The sequence below is a fragment of the Myxococcus qinghaiensis genome (assembly GCF_024198215.1).
Lineage (GTDB): Bacteria > Myxococcota > Myxococcia > Myxococcales > Myxococcaceae > Myxococcus > Myxococcus qinghaiensis.
On sequence record NZ_JAKCFA010000022.1, the window covers coordinates 15,490 to 34,544 of the forward strand.

Annotated in this window: 16 protein-coding genes; 12 read left to right on the forward strand and 4 right to left on the reverse strand. The window is 67.8% G+C overall.

Annotated elements, in window-relative coordinates:
- Positions 1-18 precede the first annotated feature (18 nt).
- The 4 genes from nrfH to LZ199_RS33775 all read left to right on the forward strand — a co-directional run bounded on the left by nrfH (position 19) and on the right by LZ199_RS33775 (position 3,411).
- Positions 19-537, forward strand: a complete 519-nt coding sequence (gene nrfH / locus LZ199_RS33760) for a cytochrome c nitrite reductase small subunit (protein WP_253997876.1) — start codon at positions 19-21, stop codon at positions 535-537.
- Positions 534-2,000 carry an ammonia-forming cytochrome c nitrite reductase subunit c552 gene (locus tag LZ199_RS33765; protein WP_253997877.1) on the forward strand — a complete coding sequence of 489 codons (1,467 nt, stop codon included), beginning with the start codon at positions 534-536 and terminating at the stop codon, positions 1,998-2,000. The genes nrfH and LZ199_RS33765 overlap by 4 nt, the downstream gene beginning before the upstream one ends.
- 86 nt (positions 2,001-2,086) lie before the next feature.
- Positions 2,087-2,881, forward strand: coding sequence for a tetratricopeptide repeat protein (locus LZ199_RS33770; protein WP_253997878.1), 795 nt, complete (start codon positions 2,087-2,089; stop codon positions 2,879-2,881).
- 182 nt (positions 2,882-3,063) lie between these two features.
- On the forward strand, positions 3,064-3,411 hold the full coding sequence (locus tag LZ199_RS33775; protein WP_253997879.1) for a hypothetical protein: 348 nt from the start codon (positions 3,064-3,066) through the stop codon (positions 3,409-3,411).
- Between the two features lie 76 nt (positions 3,412-3,487).
- Here the strand turns inward: LZ199_RS33775 and LZ199_RS33780 are convergent, their stop codons facing one another.
- The 4 genes from LZ199_RS33780 to LZ199_RS33795 all read right to left on the reverse strand — a co-directional run bounded on the left by LZ199_RS33780 (position 3,488) and on the right by LZ199_RS33795 (position 7,544).
- Positions 3,488-4,129: a M23 family metallopeptidase gene (locus tag LZ199_RS33780; RefSeq protein ID WP_253997880.1), complete on the reverse strand. Its 642-nt coding sequence runs from the start codon at positions 4,127-4,129 to the stop codon at positions 3,488-3,490.
- 8 nt (positions 4,130-4,137) lie between these two features.
- Positions 4,138-5,004 (reverse strand): TolB family protein, encoded by an 867-nt coding sequence (locus tag LZ199_RS33785; RefSeq protein ID WP_253997881.1) that lies wholly within the window; start codon positions 5,002-5,004, stop codon positions 4,138-4,140.
- A 153-nt stretch (positions 5,005-5,157) separates the two neighbouring features.
- Positions 5,158-6,387, reverse strand: a complete 1,230-nt coding sequence (locus LZ199_RS33790; protein WP_253997882.1) for a glycosyltransferase family 4 protein — start codon at positions 6,385-6,387, stop codon at positions 5,158-5,160.
- 221 nt (positions 6,388-6,608) lie between these two features.
- The gene (locus LZ199_RS33795; protein ID WP_253997883.1) at positions 6,609-7,544 is read right to left on the reverse strand and encodes a hypothetical protein; all 936 of its coding nucleotides are present in this window, start codon (positions 7,542-7,544) and stop codon (positions 6,609-6,611) included.
- 258 nt (positions 7,545-7,802) lie between these two features.
- Between LZ199_RS33795 and LZ199_RS33800 the strand changes: the two genes are divergently transcribed.
- The 8 genes from LZ199_RS33800 to LZ199_RS33840 all read left to right on the forward strand — a co-directional run bounded on the left by LZ199_RS33800 (position 7,803) and on the right by LZ199_RS33840 (position 19,028).
- Complete coding sequence (locus LZ199_RS33800; protein WP_253997884.1) at positions 7,803-9,194, forward strand: hypothetical protein; 1,392 nt, start codon at positions 7,803-7,805, stop codon at positions 9,192-9,194.
- A gap of 351 nt (positions 9,195-9,545) precedes the next feature.
- The gene (locus tag LZ199_RS33805; RefSeq protein ID WP_253997885.1) at positions 9,546-10,055 is read left to right on the forward strand and encodes a hypothetical protein; all 510 of its coding nucleotides are present in this window, start codon (positions 9,546-9,548) and stop codon (positions 10,053-10,055) included.
- 1,585 nt (positions 10,056-11,640) lie between these two features.
- A complete protein-coding gene (locus LZ199_RS33815; RefSeq protein WP_253998001.1) occupies positions 11,641-12,147 on the forward strand; it encodes a hypothetical protein in 507 nt (168 codons plus the stop codon).
- Between the two features lie 308 nt (positions 12,148-12,455).
- On the forward strand, positions 12,456-14,102 hold the full coding sequence (locus LZ199_RS33820; protein WP_253997886.1) for a hypothetical protein: 1,647 nt from the start codon (positions 12,456-12,458) through the stop codon (positions 14,100-14,102).
- A gap of 274 nt (positions 14,103-14,376) precedes the next feature.
- A complete protein-coding gene (locus LZ199_RS33825) occupies positions 14,377-14,913 on the forward strand; it encodes a DUF4833 domain-containing protein (RefSeq protein ID WP_253997887.1) in 537 nt (178 codons plus the stop codon).
- A 119-nt stretch (positions 14,914-15,032) separates the two neighbouring features.
- On the forward strand, positions 15,033-16,277 hold the full coding sequence (locus LZ199_RS33830) for an endonuclease (protein WP_253997888.1): 1,245 nt from the start codon (positions 15,033-15,035) through the stop codon (positions 16,275-16,277).
- 316 nt (positions 16,278-16,593) lie between these two features.
- Positions 16,594-17,226, forward strand: coding sequence for a hypothetical protein (locus LZ199_RS33835; RefSeq protein WP_253997889.1), 633 nt, complete (start codon positions 16,594-16,596; stop codon positions 17,224-17,226).
- A gap of 209 nt (positions 17,227-17,435) precedes the next feature.
- Positions 17,436-19,028 (forward strand): serine/threonine-protein kinase, encoded by a 1,593-nt coding sequence (locus LZ199_RS33840; protein WP_253997890.1) that lies wholly within the window; start codon positions 17,436-17,438, stop codon positions 19,026-19,028.
- Positions 19,029-19,055 lie beyond the last annotated feature (27 nt).

Here is a 19,055-nt window from a genome sequence, read left to right on the forward strand (position 1 = left end):
CGTTGCTAGGTTGCCCGCGTGCCTTTCGCCTCCCGCACGCTCCTGGCCGTGGTCCTCGGGATTGCCATCGGTGTAGCGGTCGGACTCGGCGGCTTCACCTTCGTGTACGCGAAGGGCTCGTCCTACCTGCAAGACGACCCGGCCGCCTGCGCCAACTGCCACATCATGAACGAGCAGTACGACGGCTGGCGCAAGAGCAGCCACCACGCGGTGGCCACCTGCAACGACTGCCACACGCCCTCGGGCTTCCTGCCCAAGTACTACACGAAGGCCAGCAACGGCTTCTGGCACTCCTACTACTTCACCACCGGGACCTTCCCGGACCCCATCCGCCTGCGCCCCGGCAATCGCGTGGTGACGGAGAACGCCTGCCGCAAGTGCCACGCCTCCATCGTGGAGGCCATCGAGACGCCCCCCTCGGGCCATGAGCAGGTGGCCCCGAGCGAGCAACTGCAATGCCTCACCTGCCACAACTCCGTGGGCCATCCCGAAGGTTCGGGAAACCCCGAGCTCATCCGTAAGGAGAACGCACGATGACCGAGCCCGAGAAGGCTCCGGAGAAGCGCCGAAGCTTCAGCGGCACCAGACTCGTGGTCGCGGTCGCTGTCGCGGCGGCGCTGGCCGCGGCGGGCGTCACCGCGCTCCTGGTCAACATCATGGAGCGCAAGCAGGAGGCGCGGAATCCCTTCTACCGGGTGGTGGAGCTCGACGACACCATCACCGACCCCGCCGTGTGGGGGAAGAACTTCCCGCTGCAGTACGACGGCTACAAGCGCACCGTGGACCAGCAGCGCACCCGCTACGGCGGCAGCGAGGCGGTGGCGCGCACGCCCACCCAGGCGGACCCCCGCTCGGTGGTGGCGCAGAGCCGGCTCGAGGAGGACCCGCGCCTGGTCACCATGTGGAGCGGTTACGCCTTCGCCACCGACTTCCGCGAGGAGCGTGGCCACGCGCACATGCTCGATGACCAGGTCTTCACCGAGCGTCAGCACGTGACGCAGCAGCCGGGCACCTGCATCCACTGTCACGGCAGCGTGTACGTGCCCTACAAGAAGCTGGGCGAGGGGGACCTCATCAAGGGCTTCGAGAAGATGAACCAGATGCCCTTCGCCGAGGCTCGCAAGCTCGTGGAGCACCCGGTCTCCTGCATCGACTGCCACGACCCCGCCACGATGCAGCTCCGCGTCACGCGCCCCGGCTTCATCGAGGGCATCGCCGCGCTCAAGGCCAGCCAGGGCGTGCCCGACTTCCGCGTGAATGAGCACGCCACCCGCCAGGAGATGCGCACGTACGTGTGCGGGCAGTGCCACGTCGAGTACTACTTCAAGGGCAAGGAGAAGCGCCTCACCTACCCTTGGGCCAAGGGCATCAACATCGACCAGATCATGGCGTACTACGACGAGGACGGGCACACCGACTGGACGCACAAGCTCACCGGCGCGAAGGCCCTCAAGGCGCAGCATCCCGAGTTCGAGCTGTACAACCAAGGCATCCACGCGAAGAGCGGCGTGGCCTGCGCGGACTGCCACATGCCCTACCAGCGCGAAGGGGCGATGAAGATCAGCGACCACCACGTGCGCAGCCCGCTGCTCAACATCAACCGCGCCTGCCAGACGTGCCACAAGTGGAGCGAGGCGGAGTTGCTCAACCGCGCGGAGACCATCCAGACGCGCACCTTCGAGACGCGCAACATCGCCATGGATGCACTGGTGGACCTCATCCACGACCTCGAGAGCGCCCAGAAGGCAGGGCTGCCCGAGGACGCACTGGCCAAGGCGCGCGACTATCAAAAGCGCGCCCAGTTCTACCTGGACTTCGTGGAGGCGGAGAACTCCATGGGCTTCCACGCGGACCAGGAGGCGGTGCGCATCCTGAGCAACTCCATCAACTTCTCGCGCCTGGGCCAGAACGCGCTGCGGCCCGGTGGTGGAGCCTCCACCGCGCCGAACCAGCGGCCCGAGGGAGCGCCCACCGCCACCGAGAGCAGGGGCACGTGGTAGCCACGACTCCACGGTCGACGCAGCGAGCCGGGCACCTCCACCGATGACTTCGGGACGCACGGAGTGTGCTAGAGAACGTGGGCGTGATGGCTACCTTCCTGACCGCGCCCACCCGAGCATCGTTGTTCCTTCTCCTCAGTCTGGGATTCACGAGGCCCGTGCTGGCCAAGGCACCGGACGCCAACGCCCAGGGCTTCGCGGCGTACAACAAGGGGGACTACGCGAAAGCCCATGCCCTCTTCGAGAAGGCGCTGAAGCAGGACCCCTCCAACGCCTTCGCCCGTCTCAACCGGGCGCGGACGACCACCCTGCTCAACCAGGGCAAGGAGGACGCCGACGACTTCGACTACTGCGCCTTCGAGAGCAACTGGATGTATCTGGCGCTGGCCGACCTGTCGGTGGCCGTGGAGAAGGATGCCCAGGCCCTCCTGCCGAAGATTGACGAGGACTCGAAGGGGTTGAAGGCACTCAAGGCGAGTGACGAGTACAAGAAATGGCGCAAGGCCATCTCCGTCTTCGTGAAGGAGAAGGGCATCCAGGAGAAGGTGCTCGGCACCACGTCGGACTGGTGGTTCCTGCAGCCCGGGCAGATTCCCAAGAGCATCACCCTCGCGGCGGACAAGCGCGTCATGGAAACCCAGCAGGACATGTCCGAGCACTCGACCGGCAAGTGGCGCCCGCTGGGCAGTGGCGTGGAAATCACGCCGGACAAGAAGCCGGCGCGTCCGTGGAAGCTGCTGGCGGGGAAGTACTACTTCGACCAGGGCCAGCGCTTCTTCTTCGAGGTACGGCTCGAGCCAGACGGAGAACCGACTCCAGCAGACGACAGCTGGAAGATGGGCCCGCTGAGCCTCGGCCCGCTGAGCGGCGACTGCCTGTAGTTCATCCGCCGCGCTCCGCCGCTCCCTTCATGCGGCTTCAGGGACATTCACAGGTGGGCCTACACGCGTATCACCGGTAGGCGTCATACACGTACAGGTAACCCGGGTTTACCGGACCCCAGCGAGACTGGTAGACGCTCCGTACTCCCGCCGTTTTGGCGGGCCTGTCACGGAGTTCACAGATGAACAGCCTTGGACGTCTCGCAGTGGTGTGCGGCCTGTTTGCGCTGGTCGGTTGTGGTCCGGAAGTTCCCGTCACGGAGACTCCGGAGGAGACCGTCGCGGGCCAGGCGGTGGGCCCCGCGCCCTCCCCCATCTGCCCGCAGGTGATGCCTCCGCTGTGCGAGGACGGCGACCTCTACCCCATCTACTCGGGCAAGTGCCTGGTCGGCTTCAACTGCGTTCCGCATGTCGCCGCCAACGCCATCTGTCCCAACCCCGTCTACCCGGGCCCTGGCTTCTGTGAGGACGGCATCATCACCCCGGTGTACGTGGGCGGCTGCATCGTTCGCTATACCTGCACCCGGTAGTCCCTGCGCGCGCCCGCCCAGCGCATGTGCCTGGGCGGGCCGCCTTCACACCGGAACAACGCCTCTCACACCGCCGCTACTGGCAGGCGATGCCGGGCAGCCCTCGATAAGCGCCCTGCGAGGTCCACCGCGTATACGGCGTGCCGCAGGAGCCCGCGTACGGGTCATCCGTGCCGTACCCCGGCACCCAGTATTCGAAGTGCAGGTGCGGCCCCGTGGAGGCACCCGATGAGCCCACGCGCGCAATCCAATACGCGCAGTCGAGCGTCGTGCCCCGGGCGAACTGCTGCGTATAGGCCTTCAGGTGCCAGTACCAGGTCTGGGTGTTGTCCGGGTGCCGCATGATGATGTAGTTGGCCGTGTAGATTCCGCAGGCGGCGTAGGGATTGGACTGGTTCCAGTAGTTGCACCGGTCGTAATACCCATCCACGTTGGACTCGATGTAGCCCCGCGCGGCATTCATCGCCCAGACGCCGTAGTCCATCTTGCTGAACCCGCCGACCAGCGCGTAGTCCGTGCCCGTGTGGCCGCTGTAGCGCACGCCACCACAGGCGTAGTCCCGGCCGCCGTAATCCTTGTACGCGCTCACGGTGCAGCCGCCGTTGCCACACTGGTCCGCGAGCTGCGACGCGGGAAAGCGGAACATCGTCTGCGCGGAGGACAGGGCTGGAAGGGCCAGCAGCGAGCAGGCCAGCGCCACCGTGAGCTGCTTCAGCATCGCGCGCTTCACTTGTCACCCCCCAGGTCCGCGGAGGCTTCGCCCGTGCGCACGTTCAGCTTCCAGAACTCACCGCCGCCCGCGTTGTAGCGGAGCACATCGTCGCTCACCCACTCCATGTGGTGGCTGGAGACGGGCGGTGGCACGAAGCCCTTGGGCGGGCCGCCATACAGCATCGTGCTGTCCATCCCGATGTTGGTGAGCTGCTTCGGCGCCGTGCCGTCCACGTCCGTCACGTAGAACGACGCCACGGTGGTGCGGCCGGAGACGAAGACGACGGTCCTTCCGTCCGGAGAGATGCTGGGCGTCGCGTCCACGCCGGGGCCATCCGCCAGCACCTTCACCCGGCCCTTCATGTCGATGATTCCCACGGACGTCTCGTGCTTGGGGCCTCGAGACATCGCCAGCGTGGCCACCAGGGCGTCGCCCTTCGCCGTGGGAAACAGGTCTCCGCCCACGCCTTGGGCCAGCAGTCGCTCGCGGCCGTTGGCATCGCGCAGGCGCAGGTTGCCCTCGCCATCCAGCAGCGCCACCTCGGGGCCTACCGTTCGGGCCTCGCGGTACTTGAACTCACGGTCCACCACGCGCACCGCGCCCGTGGCCTCGTCGTACTGGACGATGGCCAGCAGTGGCAGCTCGTCCGTGCCCAGGGGCTCGGCGGGAATCTCCGCGACGACGCCCGCCAGCATTCCCTTGCCCTGTCCGAAGAGGTGGATGAACCGGGCCTTGGGTCCGAACTCCTTCGCCACGGCGGGAACAAGGTGCTCACGCGCCTTCGTCACACGGCGCAGGTCCGCGGGATTCATGCGGTCCGCCGCGGCGGCGCTGGTAACAGCCAGCGTCAACACGGCGAGTGCCAGGAATTGTCTTCTCATGTCGCTCCAGGGGTGAGGGGAAACCCATTCGGTGATGTGTGACGAATGGATTTTCTTACCGCTCAGGAACGAGTTGCTTGGAAAACAAGTATTACTTGAGCGCGTAAAGTTGAAGGCCGCCTGTATTCGCGGCCTGCTCGAGTCGCGGACGCCTCAGGCCGCCGCTTGATCAGGACGGGGGGAAGTCCCCTGCCATGCCGCCTGATGCAGCGGCGCGCGCGAGACCTGGATGGCCTCCAGCAAGCGACGACTGGTCTCGCGATAGTCGAAGGAGCGCACGGCACGTTCTCGTGCGGCACCCGCCATCCGCTCGCGCAGCGCGGCGTCCTGCCCGAGCCGGAGGAAGGCGTTCGCCAATCCCTCTTCATCCCCCTGGGCCACCAGCAGTCCATCCGTCCCGTCGGAAATCATGTCCGGCGTGCCCCCGATGATGGAGCAGACCGGCGGGACGCCACAGGCCATCGCCTCCATGACGGCGACGGGAGAGGCCTCGCCAAGACCAATGCTGGAGAGCACGAAGCCATCCGCCCGGTGCAGCAGGTCAATCACCGCGGCCTCTCCGAGCGGCCCCACCATGTCGACGTGCGACCGCAGCTCGAAGCGCGCAATGGACTGGCGGATCTCCTGCTCGTGTGGCCCCCTGCCCCCCAGCGTGAGGTGGACCTTCAGCCCCCGGTCCAAGGCCTTGCGCAGCGCCGCGAAGGTGTGGACGTGCCCCTTGCAGAGGTGCAGTCGCCCAATCGAGACGAGGTGGAGGCCCCGGGGAGACTCCGTGCGCTGGGCCGGAGGGCTGAAGCGGTCGGTGTCCACGCCCATCCACAGGGTATAGGTCCGCTCCGGCGGCAGGCCCACGTCCTTGATGAGCTCACGCTGCATGGGGCGCGCGGCGGCGGCCACGAACGTGGCATCCCAGGCCTTGGCGGCGTGGTCCGTTCCGTACACCGGAAGGTCGCCGTGAAGATGGAAGCTGTAGCGAGGACCGCCGAGGATTCTGCAGATCGCGAGCACGTGCGCGGCGTCAGCGGCGGAATGACCATGGATGTGGTCCAGCTTCCGCTCGCGCGCGTAGTGGAGGAAGTCCACAGCGCATGCCAGCATTCCCAGGGCTCGCGCCTTCTGCTTCAGGTCCACCGAGAGCTTGGAGACATACGTCAGCGCCTGGGCCATGCCAGGGAAATCCCTCGGCGAAAGCAGCGCCGACGTGAGTCGCGGCGGGAAGAGGTACGTCGTCTCCGCAGCCGCGCGCTCAGCCCATTCGTGAGGGCAACCCTCCACCGGGCGCCGCGTGGAGAAGATGTGCACTTCGACCCCAGCGGCACGCAGGGCGGTGATCTCCCGCCAGAAGAAGGCATGCGTTTGCGTGGGGAACTCTGGGATGAGCATACCCAGACGAAATGGGGCGACGGTCATACCCGGGGTTCTAGCCAAAAGCGTCCAGGCCTTGGAACCACCTGGGCGTTGCGCGCTGGGAGAGGTGAAGAAGTGAGCAGAGCAAGCCGCCAGTAGAGTGTCTATTCCGTGCCCGTAATAGTTGGCGGACCATTCACACACGAAGGAAGAGGCCTTCAGCGCACCGGGGGGGACACTCCAGGCGCACTGCAAAACTACGCACGCCTCGGATTGGGTTGAGGCGCGGGGCCGTCCTCCCGCGCGTTCCAGGAGAGCAAACGCCTACGGCTCAGCGCGGCCCCGCGCCACGAAGGCGCGCAGGTCCGCCTCCAGGGCAGCGGCCTCCACCAGGCTGGCCGGAACGAGTGTGCCATTGGGGGCCTGAGCCATCCCCTCATTTGAAGACTCCCCTCGGAGAACGCATGGGCAGCCGAGCGAGCAAGCTCAGAGGGAAAATCGAAAATGAGGGGATGCTTCAGATTGGGGGCCGCCTGCTGTTTCGCCAGCCTTTTCGGAGGCCCCCAGGCGCGGCCGTCATCGCGCGTGGCATAGGAGAACCACAGCGTGCGAGGCTTCTCGTCGGTGCGCTCCAGCGCCGCCGAGCCGATGAGCATTCCTCGACCCCGGGCGCTGATGTCGAGGTCGTGGACTTCGAGGTACTCACCGTTCCACGTGGGCTGGTTCAACTCCCGGGGGAAGCCCAGCGTCGCGCACGTCGCGGTGGCGAAGTCGTCGTCGGAGCGGATGACGGTGAACGACTGTCCCGGGTCTCCAATCTGTCGCTGGGTGACGACGATGACCTTGCGGCTCGAAGGTGTCACAAAGAGGCCGACCTCCTCCTCTTCATGTCGCGGAACCACCGCGCGCCAGCCCTTCGGGCCCTTGATGAAGAGCACCATGCCGCTCGCGGCTTCGGCGGCTTCCCGAGGCTCGCGCAGGTAGCTCAGCTTGCCGACGAGCAGGTCACCACGTGTCGCGACGCCCTTGAGCCCACCTTGCGCCGCGTCGTTGACGAGCTGCTCGGTGAGCTCGGCCGTCCCGGCACAGGCGACTTCGGGCTCCGGCGCGGGCTTCGTGTCACGCGCCAGGCCCGTGGTCGCCAGGAGGACGGCCGTGGACGCGACAGCGATGAAGGGACCCTGCTTCCTCATGTGTTCCACCTCGACGGGCATCAGAGTGGATTCAGCGAGGCGTGTCGAGGCGCTGGAGCCCCCTGGCTCCTCGAGGGCTCCGCCAGACGAGTCGTCCCAGTGTCCACTCCCGAATGGACGCTCATCTCGACGCCGGATTGGCAAACGGGGCAGCACATCCCACCCTCTGTCGGTTCTGGGCCGGAGAGGAAACGGAATATGCAAGCAAGGCATTGGTGTGTCCTGCTGGGATTGGGACTCGCGGGACAGGCAGTCGCCATGACGCCCCGCACGGCCGAAGGCACTCGCGAGGCGCCACTCCATGCGTGTCCTGGACCCGCGTCTCGCCTGAAAATCGTCATCCCTCCGGGGTCGGGGACGTCCATCACTGGCCCCTACCCCGAGTGGTTCGTCGACGTGCGGGGGACGCTCTACTTCGCCACCAACCTGTCCGACGGGAGCGCGACCCTGTGGCGAAGCAACGGCACGGAGGCCGGCACCGTCCCGGTCAAGGCATTCCCAGCAGCGCAAGTCGCGTCCCCCCCGCTGCGAAACCTGTTCCCCGTGGGCAACCAGGTCTTCTTCCAGTTCGACGAGCCTGGGACAGGCAGGGAGCTGTGGGTCAGCAACGGAACCGAGGCGGGAACCCACCTCGTCAAGGACCTCACTCCCGGCCCCGAAGACACCTACCTGGCGGCCGTCGCCGAGCAGCGCGGAAAGCTCACCTTCCTGCGCCAGTGGGGCTTCGCCCCCGGCAATCCCCAGGTGGAGCTGTGGCGCTCGGATGGCACGGACGCGGGCACGGTGCGGTTCGCGAACTTCGGCACCGCCTCGATGCTCGGCAATGTGACGCTGCGGGTGGGCGACAACCTGCTCTTCTTCCTCATCTCACCGGAGCAAGGCACCGCGCTCTGGCGGACCGACGGGACGGCGAGCGGAACCGTGCTCGTCAAGAAGGTCGACGCCCAGGTCGTCTACTTCTACAGCACCACGGGACAGGCCGGAGCCGTAGGGCTGTTCCTGTTCAACGACGGCGCGAACACGGAGGTGTGGAAGACGGACGGCACGGCCTCGGGCACCGTCCGGCTGGACGCCTTCGGCAAACCCGTCTTCCTGCTGGGGGCGCTGGACGACACCGTCTACGTGGCCTCCGTGGACAGCGAGACGGCGCTGATGCGCATCCAGAGTCTCTCCCTGGCAGGCGGTGGCAAGGCCTCCGTCACCACCCTCCCCAACCCCTATGCGGGACAGGAGGCCGCGTACCCCTATCTGCAACAGATGGCCGTCTCGGGAGACCGGCTCTACTTCTCCGTGGCCATCGCCACCCTCGGCCCCGCGCCTCGCCTGGTGACCCTCTGGGTCTCTGATGGAACCGCGGCGGGAACCCGCGCCCTCTCCAACGGGCTGAGCCTGGGCGATGAGTACTACTCGCCCTTGTTTCCAACGGGCGCCGGTGACGCGCTGTTCGTCGCCGCGACGAGCGGCTCGGACCATGAGCCCTGGTTCACGCGAGGCACCGTCGCGACGACCCGGCCCCTCGTGGACATCAGGCCCGGCCCGGCGTCGTCCCGCGCGGATGGCTTCACGCGCGTGGGCGACCGCATCTACTTCCGCGCCGCGGACGACACGGACTCCTATCAGCCGTGGTTCATCCCCTGCCCGGACCGCTGACGCGAACCGAAGCGCCGTCGCGGAGCACCTGTTCTGTAGCGTGGGGTCGCCCTCTACGTCCTGCTCCACCCCCCTCCCCGAGCAGTGGGTGGACGACAGGTGAATGGAAGGCTCAGCCTCCACCCGTGACCGACTCGATTCTGCTTGTGTGAAAAAGAGTTCCCCGGGAGAGAGCCTCGCGCAAGCGCCCCCCGGAGTATCGCGCGACCCAGCAAATCCGCCATCCCCACGGGGTGAATGTCTGTCCATGGCGGACACGTCGCTGCGTCCACGGGGTGGGCCTTCCTCTGGCATATGCGGTGCTACGCCCCGACCAGCCAGCGGATTGGCCGCCTGGCTGGGAGGGACGTCATGAAGAAGAGTATTGGGCTTGCACTCGCTTTGACCATCGTCGCCTGCGGTAACGCAAAGGTCGACGAAACAACGTCGAGCGACCCACCGGGGGAAGACACATCGCGGTCCGTCTCGGTGCGGCTGCTGGGCGTCAGGGGGGCCGGTCCCGTGCGCGTGCAGGTCTCAACGATTGAGTTGTCGGTCGACGGGACGCCGTTTCCGGTACAGCGGGGCGGCAGTGAGATTGATCTCGGTAATGACCAGAGCGCGTGGGCGGTGTCCACCTTCGACCTTCCGCCCGACGCGCGCAAGGTCTCATTCAAGGTGAAGTTCCATCCAGCGGGCGTGATCGAGCGCGACGGCAAGTCCCAACTGCTCGACCTGAACGGGCCACCGATCTCGGTGCTCGCGGATGCCGAACAACTCCGGCTGCGCAAGAAGGTGGTCGTCGAGATCGACCTCGCACGCTCGTTGGTCGAATTTGGAGAGCAGGTCTTCCTGTTCCCGGAGTTCATCGTCCGCTACTGACGAGACTTCGTGGACCTCGAACACAAACCATATCACAAATTGAAGACAGTTGAATCACTTCTAGAATCAGGGGCGGGATGTCATGCGTTGGGGATGGTTGGCGACAGCAGCAGCGGTAATGACGAGCAACGTCGCGCTTGCGCACGAGCTGGCGTGCGACAAACGAGTGAACGGCGAGCTCATCTACGAGATCCAGTCGTATCCGGCGAAGCTCGATTGGACGATGACGGTGCGCAACGTGCACCCGACGGGCTCGTCGGATGTGAAGTCGGTGGAAGATCGACTGCTCACCGACAAGTTTGGTTGGGCTCCCTCACGAACGGCGCCTTACACGCTGGCTGTAGGCGAGTCACACACCGAGAGCTTCTCGGTTACCGTGAATTCGTTCGAGGAATGCCAGCAACTCGCGCGGTCGGACGGCGCGAACGATGAGCTCATCGACAACGTGTTCTCGGCGGCCTGGGATGATGGCGAGACCCAATGCCGGGCGCGCGTCGTTTGCCTGCCACTCTGCCCGCCCCAGACCTGCGTCGGCGACGAGGGCCCCCCGGGTCCCCAGGGGCCGGAGGGTCCGGTAGGGCCGCAGGGTCCCACGGGCGAGACCGGCGCACCGGGGCCGCAAGGGCCCCAGGGAGATATCGGGCCGCAGGGCTTGCCCGGTGCCACCGGAGCGCCTGGACCCGCTGGGCCCGTGGGGCCCGTGGGGCCGGCGGGTGCGGATGGGGCGGTGGGTCCGGCGGGTCCTGTTGGGCCGGCGGGTCCTGTGGGTCCGGCGGGTGCGGATGGGGCGGTGGGTCCTGCGGGTCCGGTCGGTCCTGTGGGTCCGGCGGGTGCTGACGGGGCGGTGGGTCCGGCGGGTCCGGTCGGCCCTGCGGGTGCTGACGGGGCCGTGGGTCCGGCGGGTCCGGCGGGTCCGGTTGGTCCGGCGGGTCCGGCGGGTCCGGCCGGTGCGGATGGCGCCGTGGGTCCGATCGGTCCTGTCGGTCCGGCCGGTGCGGATGGTGCCGTGGGTCCGATCGGTCCTGTCGGTCCGGCGGGTGCGGATGGCGCCGTGGGTCCAATCGGTCCTGTCGGTCCGGCGGGTGCGGATGGCGCCGTGGGTCCGATCGGTCCTGTCGGTCCGGCGGGTGCGGATGGCGCCGTGGGTCCGGCGGGTCCGGCCGGTCCGGAGGGTCCTGCGGGTCCGGCGGGTCCGGCGGGTCCGGCGGGTCCGGCCGGTGCGGATGGCGCCGTGGGTCCGGCGGGTCCGGCCGGTCCGGCCGGTGCGGATGGCGCCGTGGGTCCGGCGGGTCCGGCCGGTCCGGCCGGTGCGGATGGCGCCGTGGGTCCGATCGGTCCTGTCGGTCCAGCCGGTGCTGATGGTGCCGTGGGTCCGATCGGACCTGTCGGTCCGGCGGGTGCGGATGGTGCCGTGGGTCCGGCGGGTCCGGCCGGTCCGGAGGGTCCTGCGGGTCCTGCGGGTCCGGCGGGTGCGGATGGCGCAGTGGGTCCGGCGGGTGCGGATGGGGCCGCGGGTCCGGCGGGTCCGGCCGGTCCGGCCGGTGCGGATGGGACCTCCGTCGTCGGTGCGTCCGAGCCTCCCGGTGTGAACTGCCTCTTCGGAGGCGTCGCGCTCACCACCGCCTCGGGCGTCGTCTACGTCTGCAACGGAGAGCCCGCTGCGCCCCTGGCCTTCGGGTACTTCTATGCGCTGATGCCGCCCGATAACGCCGCGACGGTCGCGGCAGGGGGCGCGGTGGATTTCCCGCAGGACGGGTCGGTGAGTGGCATCACCCGGGCCAGCTCCGAGGAGTTCATCCTGCCGGCCATCGGCGTCTATGAAATCTCCTGGCAGGTCAGTGTCACCGAAACCGGGCAGCTCATCGTCGGGCTCGACAGCGGCGCGGGAGTCGTGGAGCAGGTCAGCACCGTCGCGGGTCGGGCAACCGGGGCGAGCCAGATCACCAACCACGTGTTGATCACGACCACCGTGGTGAACTCCGTCGTGTCCATCCGTAACCCGGTTGGGAACACGCCGGCGCTGACGATCACTCCGCTGGCGGGCGGCGCGCGGCCTGTCTCGGCGACGCTGCTCATCAAGCAGATCCAGTAAGCAAGCCACGGGACACCAGGCCGGAGCTGCTGAGAGGCACTCCTCCCAGCAGCTCCGAGCCCGGCCATCGAGGCCAACACCACTCCGGCGCAACCGGACGCCCCGAGCGGGATTCGCACAAGACTTGCGAATCCCGCTCGGGGTTCGCCGTTTCGGACGTCGGCCTGAAAAGGCATCACACCCATCCCGCCTGGATTGCGCAAGACCCAGGCAGATGCTTGCTCCGTGATGGCCTGTCAGCCCATCACATGGGCACCGTCAGGACCGCCGGGTACGGTATCCAAGCCTTACTCTTCCCGGAGGTCTTCATGAAATTGCTGCGATTCACCGTCGTCCTGGGCTCGGCCTGCGCCGCGTGGCTGGTGGGGTGTGGGGATGCGCCGACCGACTCGACGGAGCTGACGGATGGGCTCTCCAACATCGACCCCCAGAACGGGCCCGCGGGCGATGGCACGTGGATGGGCGAGTCCACGGGCGCCGGTTGCGAGCCCGACGCCGGCACCCCGCCCACGGATGGCGGACCGTCGCCCGACGCCGTGCTGGTGACGAGCACCACGCGCTTCTTCACGTCGGTGGGCATGTCCGAGCGGGTCGAGGACCTGTCCGCGAATCCCCCCGAAATCCTCGTGCCGCAGGGCGCGACCTTCTCCCTGATTCTGGGCTCCGCGGTCCCTGGCGGCTGGGAGTTCAGGGGCGTACCCCAGGGGCCGTACTACCTGCGCTCGGGGAGCTCCCACGTCATCACCTCCGCGCGCCACGTGGACATCGGCCGGAACCGGCTGGGTCGGCAGGACGCCGTCTATTCGGACATCAACTGGACGCCCCTCCAGTTCAACCTCCTGAACATGGCGCCGTGGACGAACTGGGCGGGCACCCTGCAGCCCGGCTCCAGCCTCCAGCTCACCTCCGCGCAGGTGGACATCTTCGGCTGGGCCAACCTCTTCGAGCTGATTCCGGATGGCCAGACATCCCTCCTCACCAACCAGGCGGACCTGGGGCTCGGCAGCGGCTACAACCTCCCCATCTTCGAAGCGGCCCGCGGCGACCGGATGTATGTGAGCCAGCTCAGCCAGTTCAGCGCGGGGACGCTGCCGGATGGAACGCCCCTGGGCTACTCCGCCGTGGAGCGCGCGGTGGAGATGGGCGCGTTCGACTTCACCCCGGATGGAGTCACTCCGCTGCCGGCCACCGGCGTGCTCCAGCCCGCGAGGATGCGCGAGTTCCCCATGGAGTGGCGCCTGCCCGCGTACACGCGCTTCGCCTCGGACGTGCACCCGCTGGCAGCGGCCAATCAGCCCACGTTCCAGGTCCTTCCCTCCGCCCATGGCGTGTCCGAAGGCTGGATTGGTTACTCCGGTGAGCTGCTCACCCTCTATCTGCCCCGCGCGGCTTCTTTCGACTTCACGACCCGCCTGAAGTTCGGCAATCCCTTTCCCCTGAACTGGGGCGTCATCGGCTATGCCGGCTACTCCTTCCGGCACCCCGCCGCCGTGCCGGATGGCTCGGGGCGGTCCATCAACATCTCGGGAAGCCTCTCCTCGTTCGACACGCTCGACAACGTCATCGCGGGCCCGGTCCAGCCCCGGGTGTCGCCGCCCCGCTCCCTGACCATCGACGGCGTGCCCGCGAGCGTGCCGCGCGAGGTGGGCTCCGTCAGCCCCGTCATCGCCTGGGTGCCGCCCACGCTCGGCACGCCCAACGCCTATCGGATCTCCTTCTACCGGTATGACCCCGACCTCAACGTCGCGCGCCTGGCGTCCAGCCTCTATGCGCCAGGCACGGCCACGCAGGTGCGGCTGCCCCCCGACATGCTCCAGCCGGACAGCATCTACTACCTGCGCGTGTCCGCCATCGACGCTTCGAACTTCGACCTGGAACGCCACCCCTTCACGTCCCACGAGAAGCTGCCCTACAGCAGCGCCGACGCCGTCAGCTCCTTCATCACCACGCCCTGACGCTCGCCACGGGAGGCCGAGGGGGTGACCTGACCTCTCGGCCCCCCAGGTCCAGGCTCGAACGGGCAGTCCCCTCCGCCCCTCCGAGCCTGGGCCGTACTGTCAGGCGTTGAAGCCTTCCTCGTACCAATTTGCGGACCTGCCCCGTCTTCCATGCTAGGCAGCGCCCCGCTGAAGCTCCTCGGACGAGTGACAGCCTGGGAGACCTGGGGTGTTCAACCTCCCAGCGTCGCAGCCCCAGGCCCAGACACTCCGCCGAGACAGGGGGACCCGCATGTTTCCGAAGACCTGGTTCAAGAGAGGCGCCGCCACCGTGTTGCTGGCGTCCTCCATGGCCGTCGCCGCCGAGCCCGCGGCAATCCAGGCGCCGTCCGCCTTCTTCCTCTCCCGGAGCGAGAACCGCAATCAGGTCCACTACGCCGTGAGCCTGGATGAGAGCTGCCGCCCCGTCGGCGCGCGCCCCGTGCACGTGTACTGGCGGATGCTGGAGCGCGGCGAGGCGGAGGTCGAGGAGCTCCTGGGCATCGAGCAGCCCGCCTATGGCCTCGAGGACGGCCAGCAGGTGGAGGCCACCGCCGACGGCTGGCGGGTGCACCTCCGGCTGAAGTCCTTCCCCGGGCGGCCCGTCGACATCACCACCTCCCAGGTGCGTGGCCGGTGCGTGGTGCAGGCGTGGACGAAGTTCGGCGCCAACCAGGCCCAGCTCGAGCACATCTTCGTGAAGACCTCCTGGCCCTTCTCCGTGGACTTCGTGCGACTGGATGGCGTGGGTCCGGAGGGACAGCCCGTCTCCGAGCTGATCCGCCGATAAGGAAGGGCCCCCGCCCTGAGACAGGTGCGACACCGCTGGAATTTCCCGCAATTCCGGCTGCGTCAAAAAATCCACGCGGAAGTAACAACCTTCGAGGGTGCGGGGCCGATAATACCCGCATGACCAGTGTCGTCGGCCCCCGCCGCTCGCCCCTCTCCGCTCGCCCGACTGAAACTGAAACCGCGCGTGAAACAACTTCACCCCGGGCCCCTGCCCAGGCGCGCAACGAGTTCGAGCCCTCGCGACAGGGGCTCACTCCTTCCCTGCTGACGAAGCTGGGCGCCGTCTTCGTTCCGGTGGCCCCCACCGTCGCGGGCGCCGCGGCTACGAACCTGAAGGCCGCGGCTGGCGCGGTGGCGACGCCGCTGACGCCCAGCACCAGCCCCAACGCGGCCATCAAGGACAGCGCCACCGTCACCAGCGCCCTGGAAGTCGCCGAGGACGCCAAGGTGGAGTCGCTCAAGCTGGACCTGGACATCGCGCACACCTACCGGGGCGACCTGACGGTGACGCTGACGTCCCCGTCGGGCAAGACCGCGGTGGTGTCCAACCGCGCGGGCGGCTCGGAGGACGACCTCAAGGGCTCGTTCGACCTGAAGGAGTTCGCGGGCGAGTCCACCAAGGGCACCTGGAAGCTGGAGGTGCGGGACAGCGCCAAGGGCGACGTCGGCACCCTGAAGCAGTGGGGCATGAACATCGTCCCCGAGACGAAGGCGCCCGAGCCGGACCCGGAGCCGTCGGATGACCCGTTCGATGGCCTGCGCGACGACGCGCTGCTGAAGGCCGTGAGGGAGTCGTCCTCCGGCAAGAAGGTGGTCAGCTACAACGAGGCGCGCAACATCATCTTCTCCAGCCTGGACGTGAACGCGGCCGGCAACGTGGAGTGCGTCTACACGGGCGTGGAGACCAAGGGCGGGAAGATTCCCAACAACGCGGTGATGAACGTGGAGCACACCTGGCCGCAGTCGAAGGGCGCCACGGGCGCGGCCAAGAGCGATTTGCACCACCTGTTCCCCACCGACAGCAAGGCCAACTCGCGGCGCAGCAGCTTCCCGTTCGGCGAAGTGGTGAACGTGAAGTGGAGCCACAACGGCGCCAAGCTGGGCACGGACGCGAAGGGCAACACCGTGTTCGAGCCGCCCGACTCCCACAAGGGCAACGTGGCGCGCGCGATGTTCTACTTCTCGTCCACGTACAACAAGCCCATCCCCGCCGACGAGGAAGCCGCGCTCAAGGCGTGGAACAAGCTGGACGGCGTCGACACCGCTGAAATCGAGCGCAACCGCCGCGTCGCCAACATCCAGGGCAACACCAACGCGTTCATCGACAACGCGGAGCTCGCGGACCGCGTCAAGGACTTCTAGCCGCTCGTCACCGAGCCGCCGGGCAGCAAGCAGGGGTTGGATGGCGCGAGCCGTCCAACCCCTTTCACGTGGCGGAACCCAGGCTTCGCGGCGGTCCCTCAGGACTCCCCACCACGACATCGCCGCCAGGAATCCGGGCGTATCGGGAATGACAGCCATGTCGCGCTGGAAGGCCCGTCCCCGCGCACGGCCCTGGGCGGCGCGATGAGGCATGGGTGTTGCTTGGAGACAATCGCCACTCAGCCACAGGAGCGACTGTCTGATCCGCCCAGCCCTCGTCGCACTGCTCCTTCTCGCACCCGCGGTCCATGCCGAGGTGGATGCGCCCAACTCCCCCGCGGTGCTGCCCGCGGACGTCCCGAAGACGTCCATCTGGCTGTCACCTGTGTCTCACGCCTCGCTGTTCCTGTGGTCCGGCCTGACGCAGGAGGAGCTCCACGTCGCGGTTCCCATCGGCGTGGGGCGCAACCTGTCGGACTCGACCATGGCGGTGCTCGAAGTGACGCCCATGTTCACGCGCACCACCTGCTCTCGCGAGTCCATGCGCTGCGCGTCACTGCGCCAGCTCAAGGTCTCTCTGGGTGTGGCGTGGAAGCCCTGGCCCAAGGCGCGGGGACAAGGCTTCTTCATCCAACCCCGGCTGACCGGCATGTGGAGCCTCGACACCCAGCGCTTCCGCCCGTCGGGCAGGGCCGCCGCGCTGACCTATGAAGAAGAGCACGGCTTCCAGGCCACGCTCGGGCTGGACGTGGGCTACCGCGTAGTAACTCGGCGCTCCGGCTTCTTCTTCGAGCCCGTCTTCGGACTCGGCATGGGCTACGGGGTGAACCAGCGACGCCAGCCGTTCGACCTGGGCTACACGTACGGCTTCTCCATCGCGGACAAACGCTCGGACGGCGCCGTCACGGACCTGAACCTGGACCTGCTTCGCCTGGGCATCACCTTCTGAATCCAGTATCGCGGAACGCGGGCTGTATCAGGTCTCGCATCGTGAGAACCGTTCACTCACGAGCCGAGACATCTCCGGGTGACGACCCGGGTGATTCGGCCATGCCCTTCGGACTCGTCTGGGCTTTCCCGGTATCAACGACTGGAATCATACGTCATCGGGCGGATACCCCCTCGCTATGTGAGCGTCTTGGGTATACCCGTAACGACATGAGCCGCTCGTCAGCTTCGGTCGGGACATTGCTGGGTCAGAAGTATCAACTGCGTCAGCGGATTGGCGTGGGGGCCATGGGCATCGTCTACGAGGCGGACGGTGTCGACGAGGATGGCGCGGTGGCCATCAAGGTGCTCCAGCAGCACCTGGTCGACGATGAGGCGGTCATCGCGCGCTTCCGGCGCGAGGCACACGCCATCGCGGGCCTCCAGCACCCGCACCTGGTGGAGGTGAAGGACTTCCAGTGCAATCCGGACGAGCCTCCGTTCATGGTGATGGAGCTGCTCCACGGCCAGACGCTCAGGCTCCTGCTGAAGCAGCAGGGTACCCTGCCCCTCGGGCGCGCGGTGGCCATCGCGATTCAGACGCTGTCCGCGCTGGAGACCGCTCATCGGGCGGGCGTCATCCACCGCGACATCAAGCCGGACAACCTCTTCATCGTGTCGGATGAGGCAGGTGATAAGGTGAAGGTGCTGGACTTCGGCGTGGCGCGCCTGCTCCACGAGGACGATGCCTCGGCGGTGGGCGCGGAGGCGGGTGCGTGGGTGGGCACACCTTCCTTCATGGCGCCCGAGCAGGTCCGCTGCCAGCCGGTCGATGCGCGCGCGGACCTCTACTCGCTGGGGGCGTGCCTGTTTCAGATGGTGACAGGGAGGCAGCCCATCGACGTCGCCGACACGGTGGCCCTCTTCTCCGCCATCGTGGAGAGGGTGCCGCCGCTGGCCTCCACGCTTCGGCCCGAGGTGCCCGAGGAGTTCTCGCGAGTGCTCGCGCGTGCCCTGCACAAGAGCCCCGCGGAGCGCTTCGCGGACGCACGGGAGATGGCGAACGCGCTGAGGCCATGGGCGGCCTCGGCGCACGCGGAGATGGAGCTGGACGACGAGGTGACCCAGCCGCTCGCACAGCGGGTCGAGACCGCGCCGGAGCGAAAGAGGCCGTCGGCGACCCGGGCTGCCTCTTCGCCCGCGCTCCAGCTCGACACAGAGTCCGCGACGCAGTTCGACACCACGCCTGCGCCCCAGCTCGACACAGAGTCCGCGACGCAGTTCGACGCCACGCTCGCGCCCCAGCTCGGCGCCGAGCCCGCAACGCGGCTCATCACCACGCTCGCGCCCCAGCTCGACACAGAGTCCGCAACGCAGTTTGACGCAACGGTCGCGCCCCAGCTCGACACAGAGTCCGCGACGCAGTTCGACACCACGCCTGCGCCCCGACTCGACACAGAGCCCGCGACGCGGCTCATCACCCCGCTCGCGCCCCAACTCGACGCCGAACCCGCGAGGCGGCTCATCACCACGCTCGCGCCTCAACTCGACGCAGAGCCCGCGACGCAGTTCGACGCCACGCTCGCGCCCCAGCTCGACGCCGAGCCCGCGACGCGGCTCATCACCCCGCTCGCGCCCCAACGCAACGCCAGGCCCGCGACCCGGCTCGACGCCGCCCTCCCGGCGGACCTCGCGACCGTGGACGACGACGCGCCTCTGCAGTCCGCGCTCCCCCGTCGTCGCACCGCCCTGAAGGAGAACCTCCTCCTCGTCGGCGCAACCCTGCTCGGTGTATTCGTCGGCGCGGCGCTCGCGATGTCGTGAGGGCGCCGCGACACCCTCCGCCCCGAG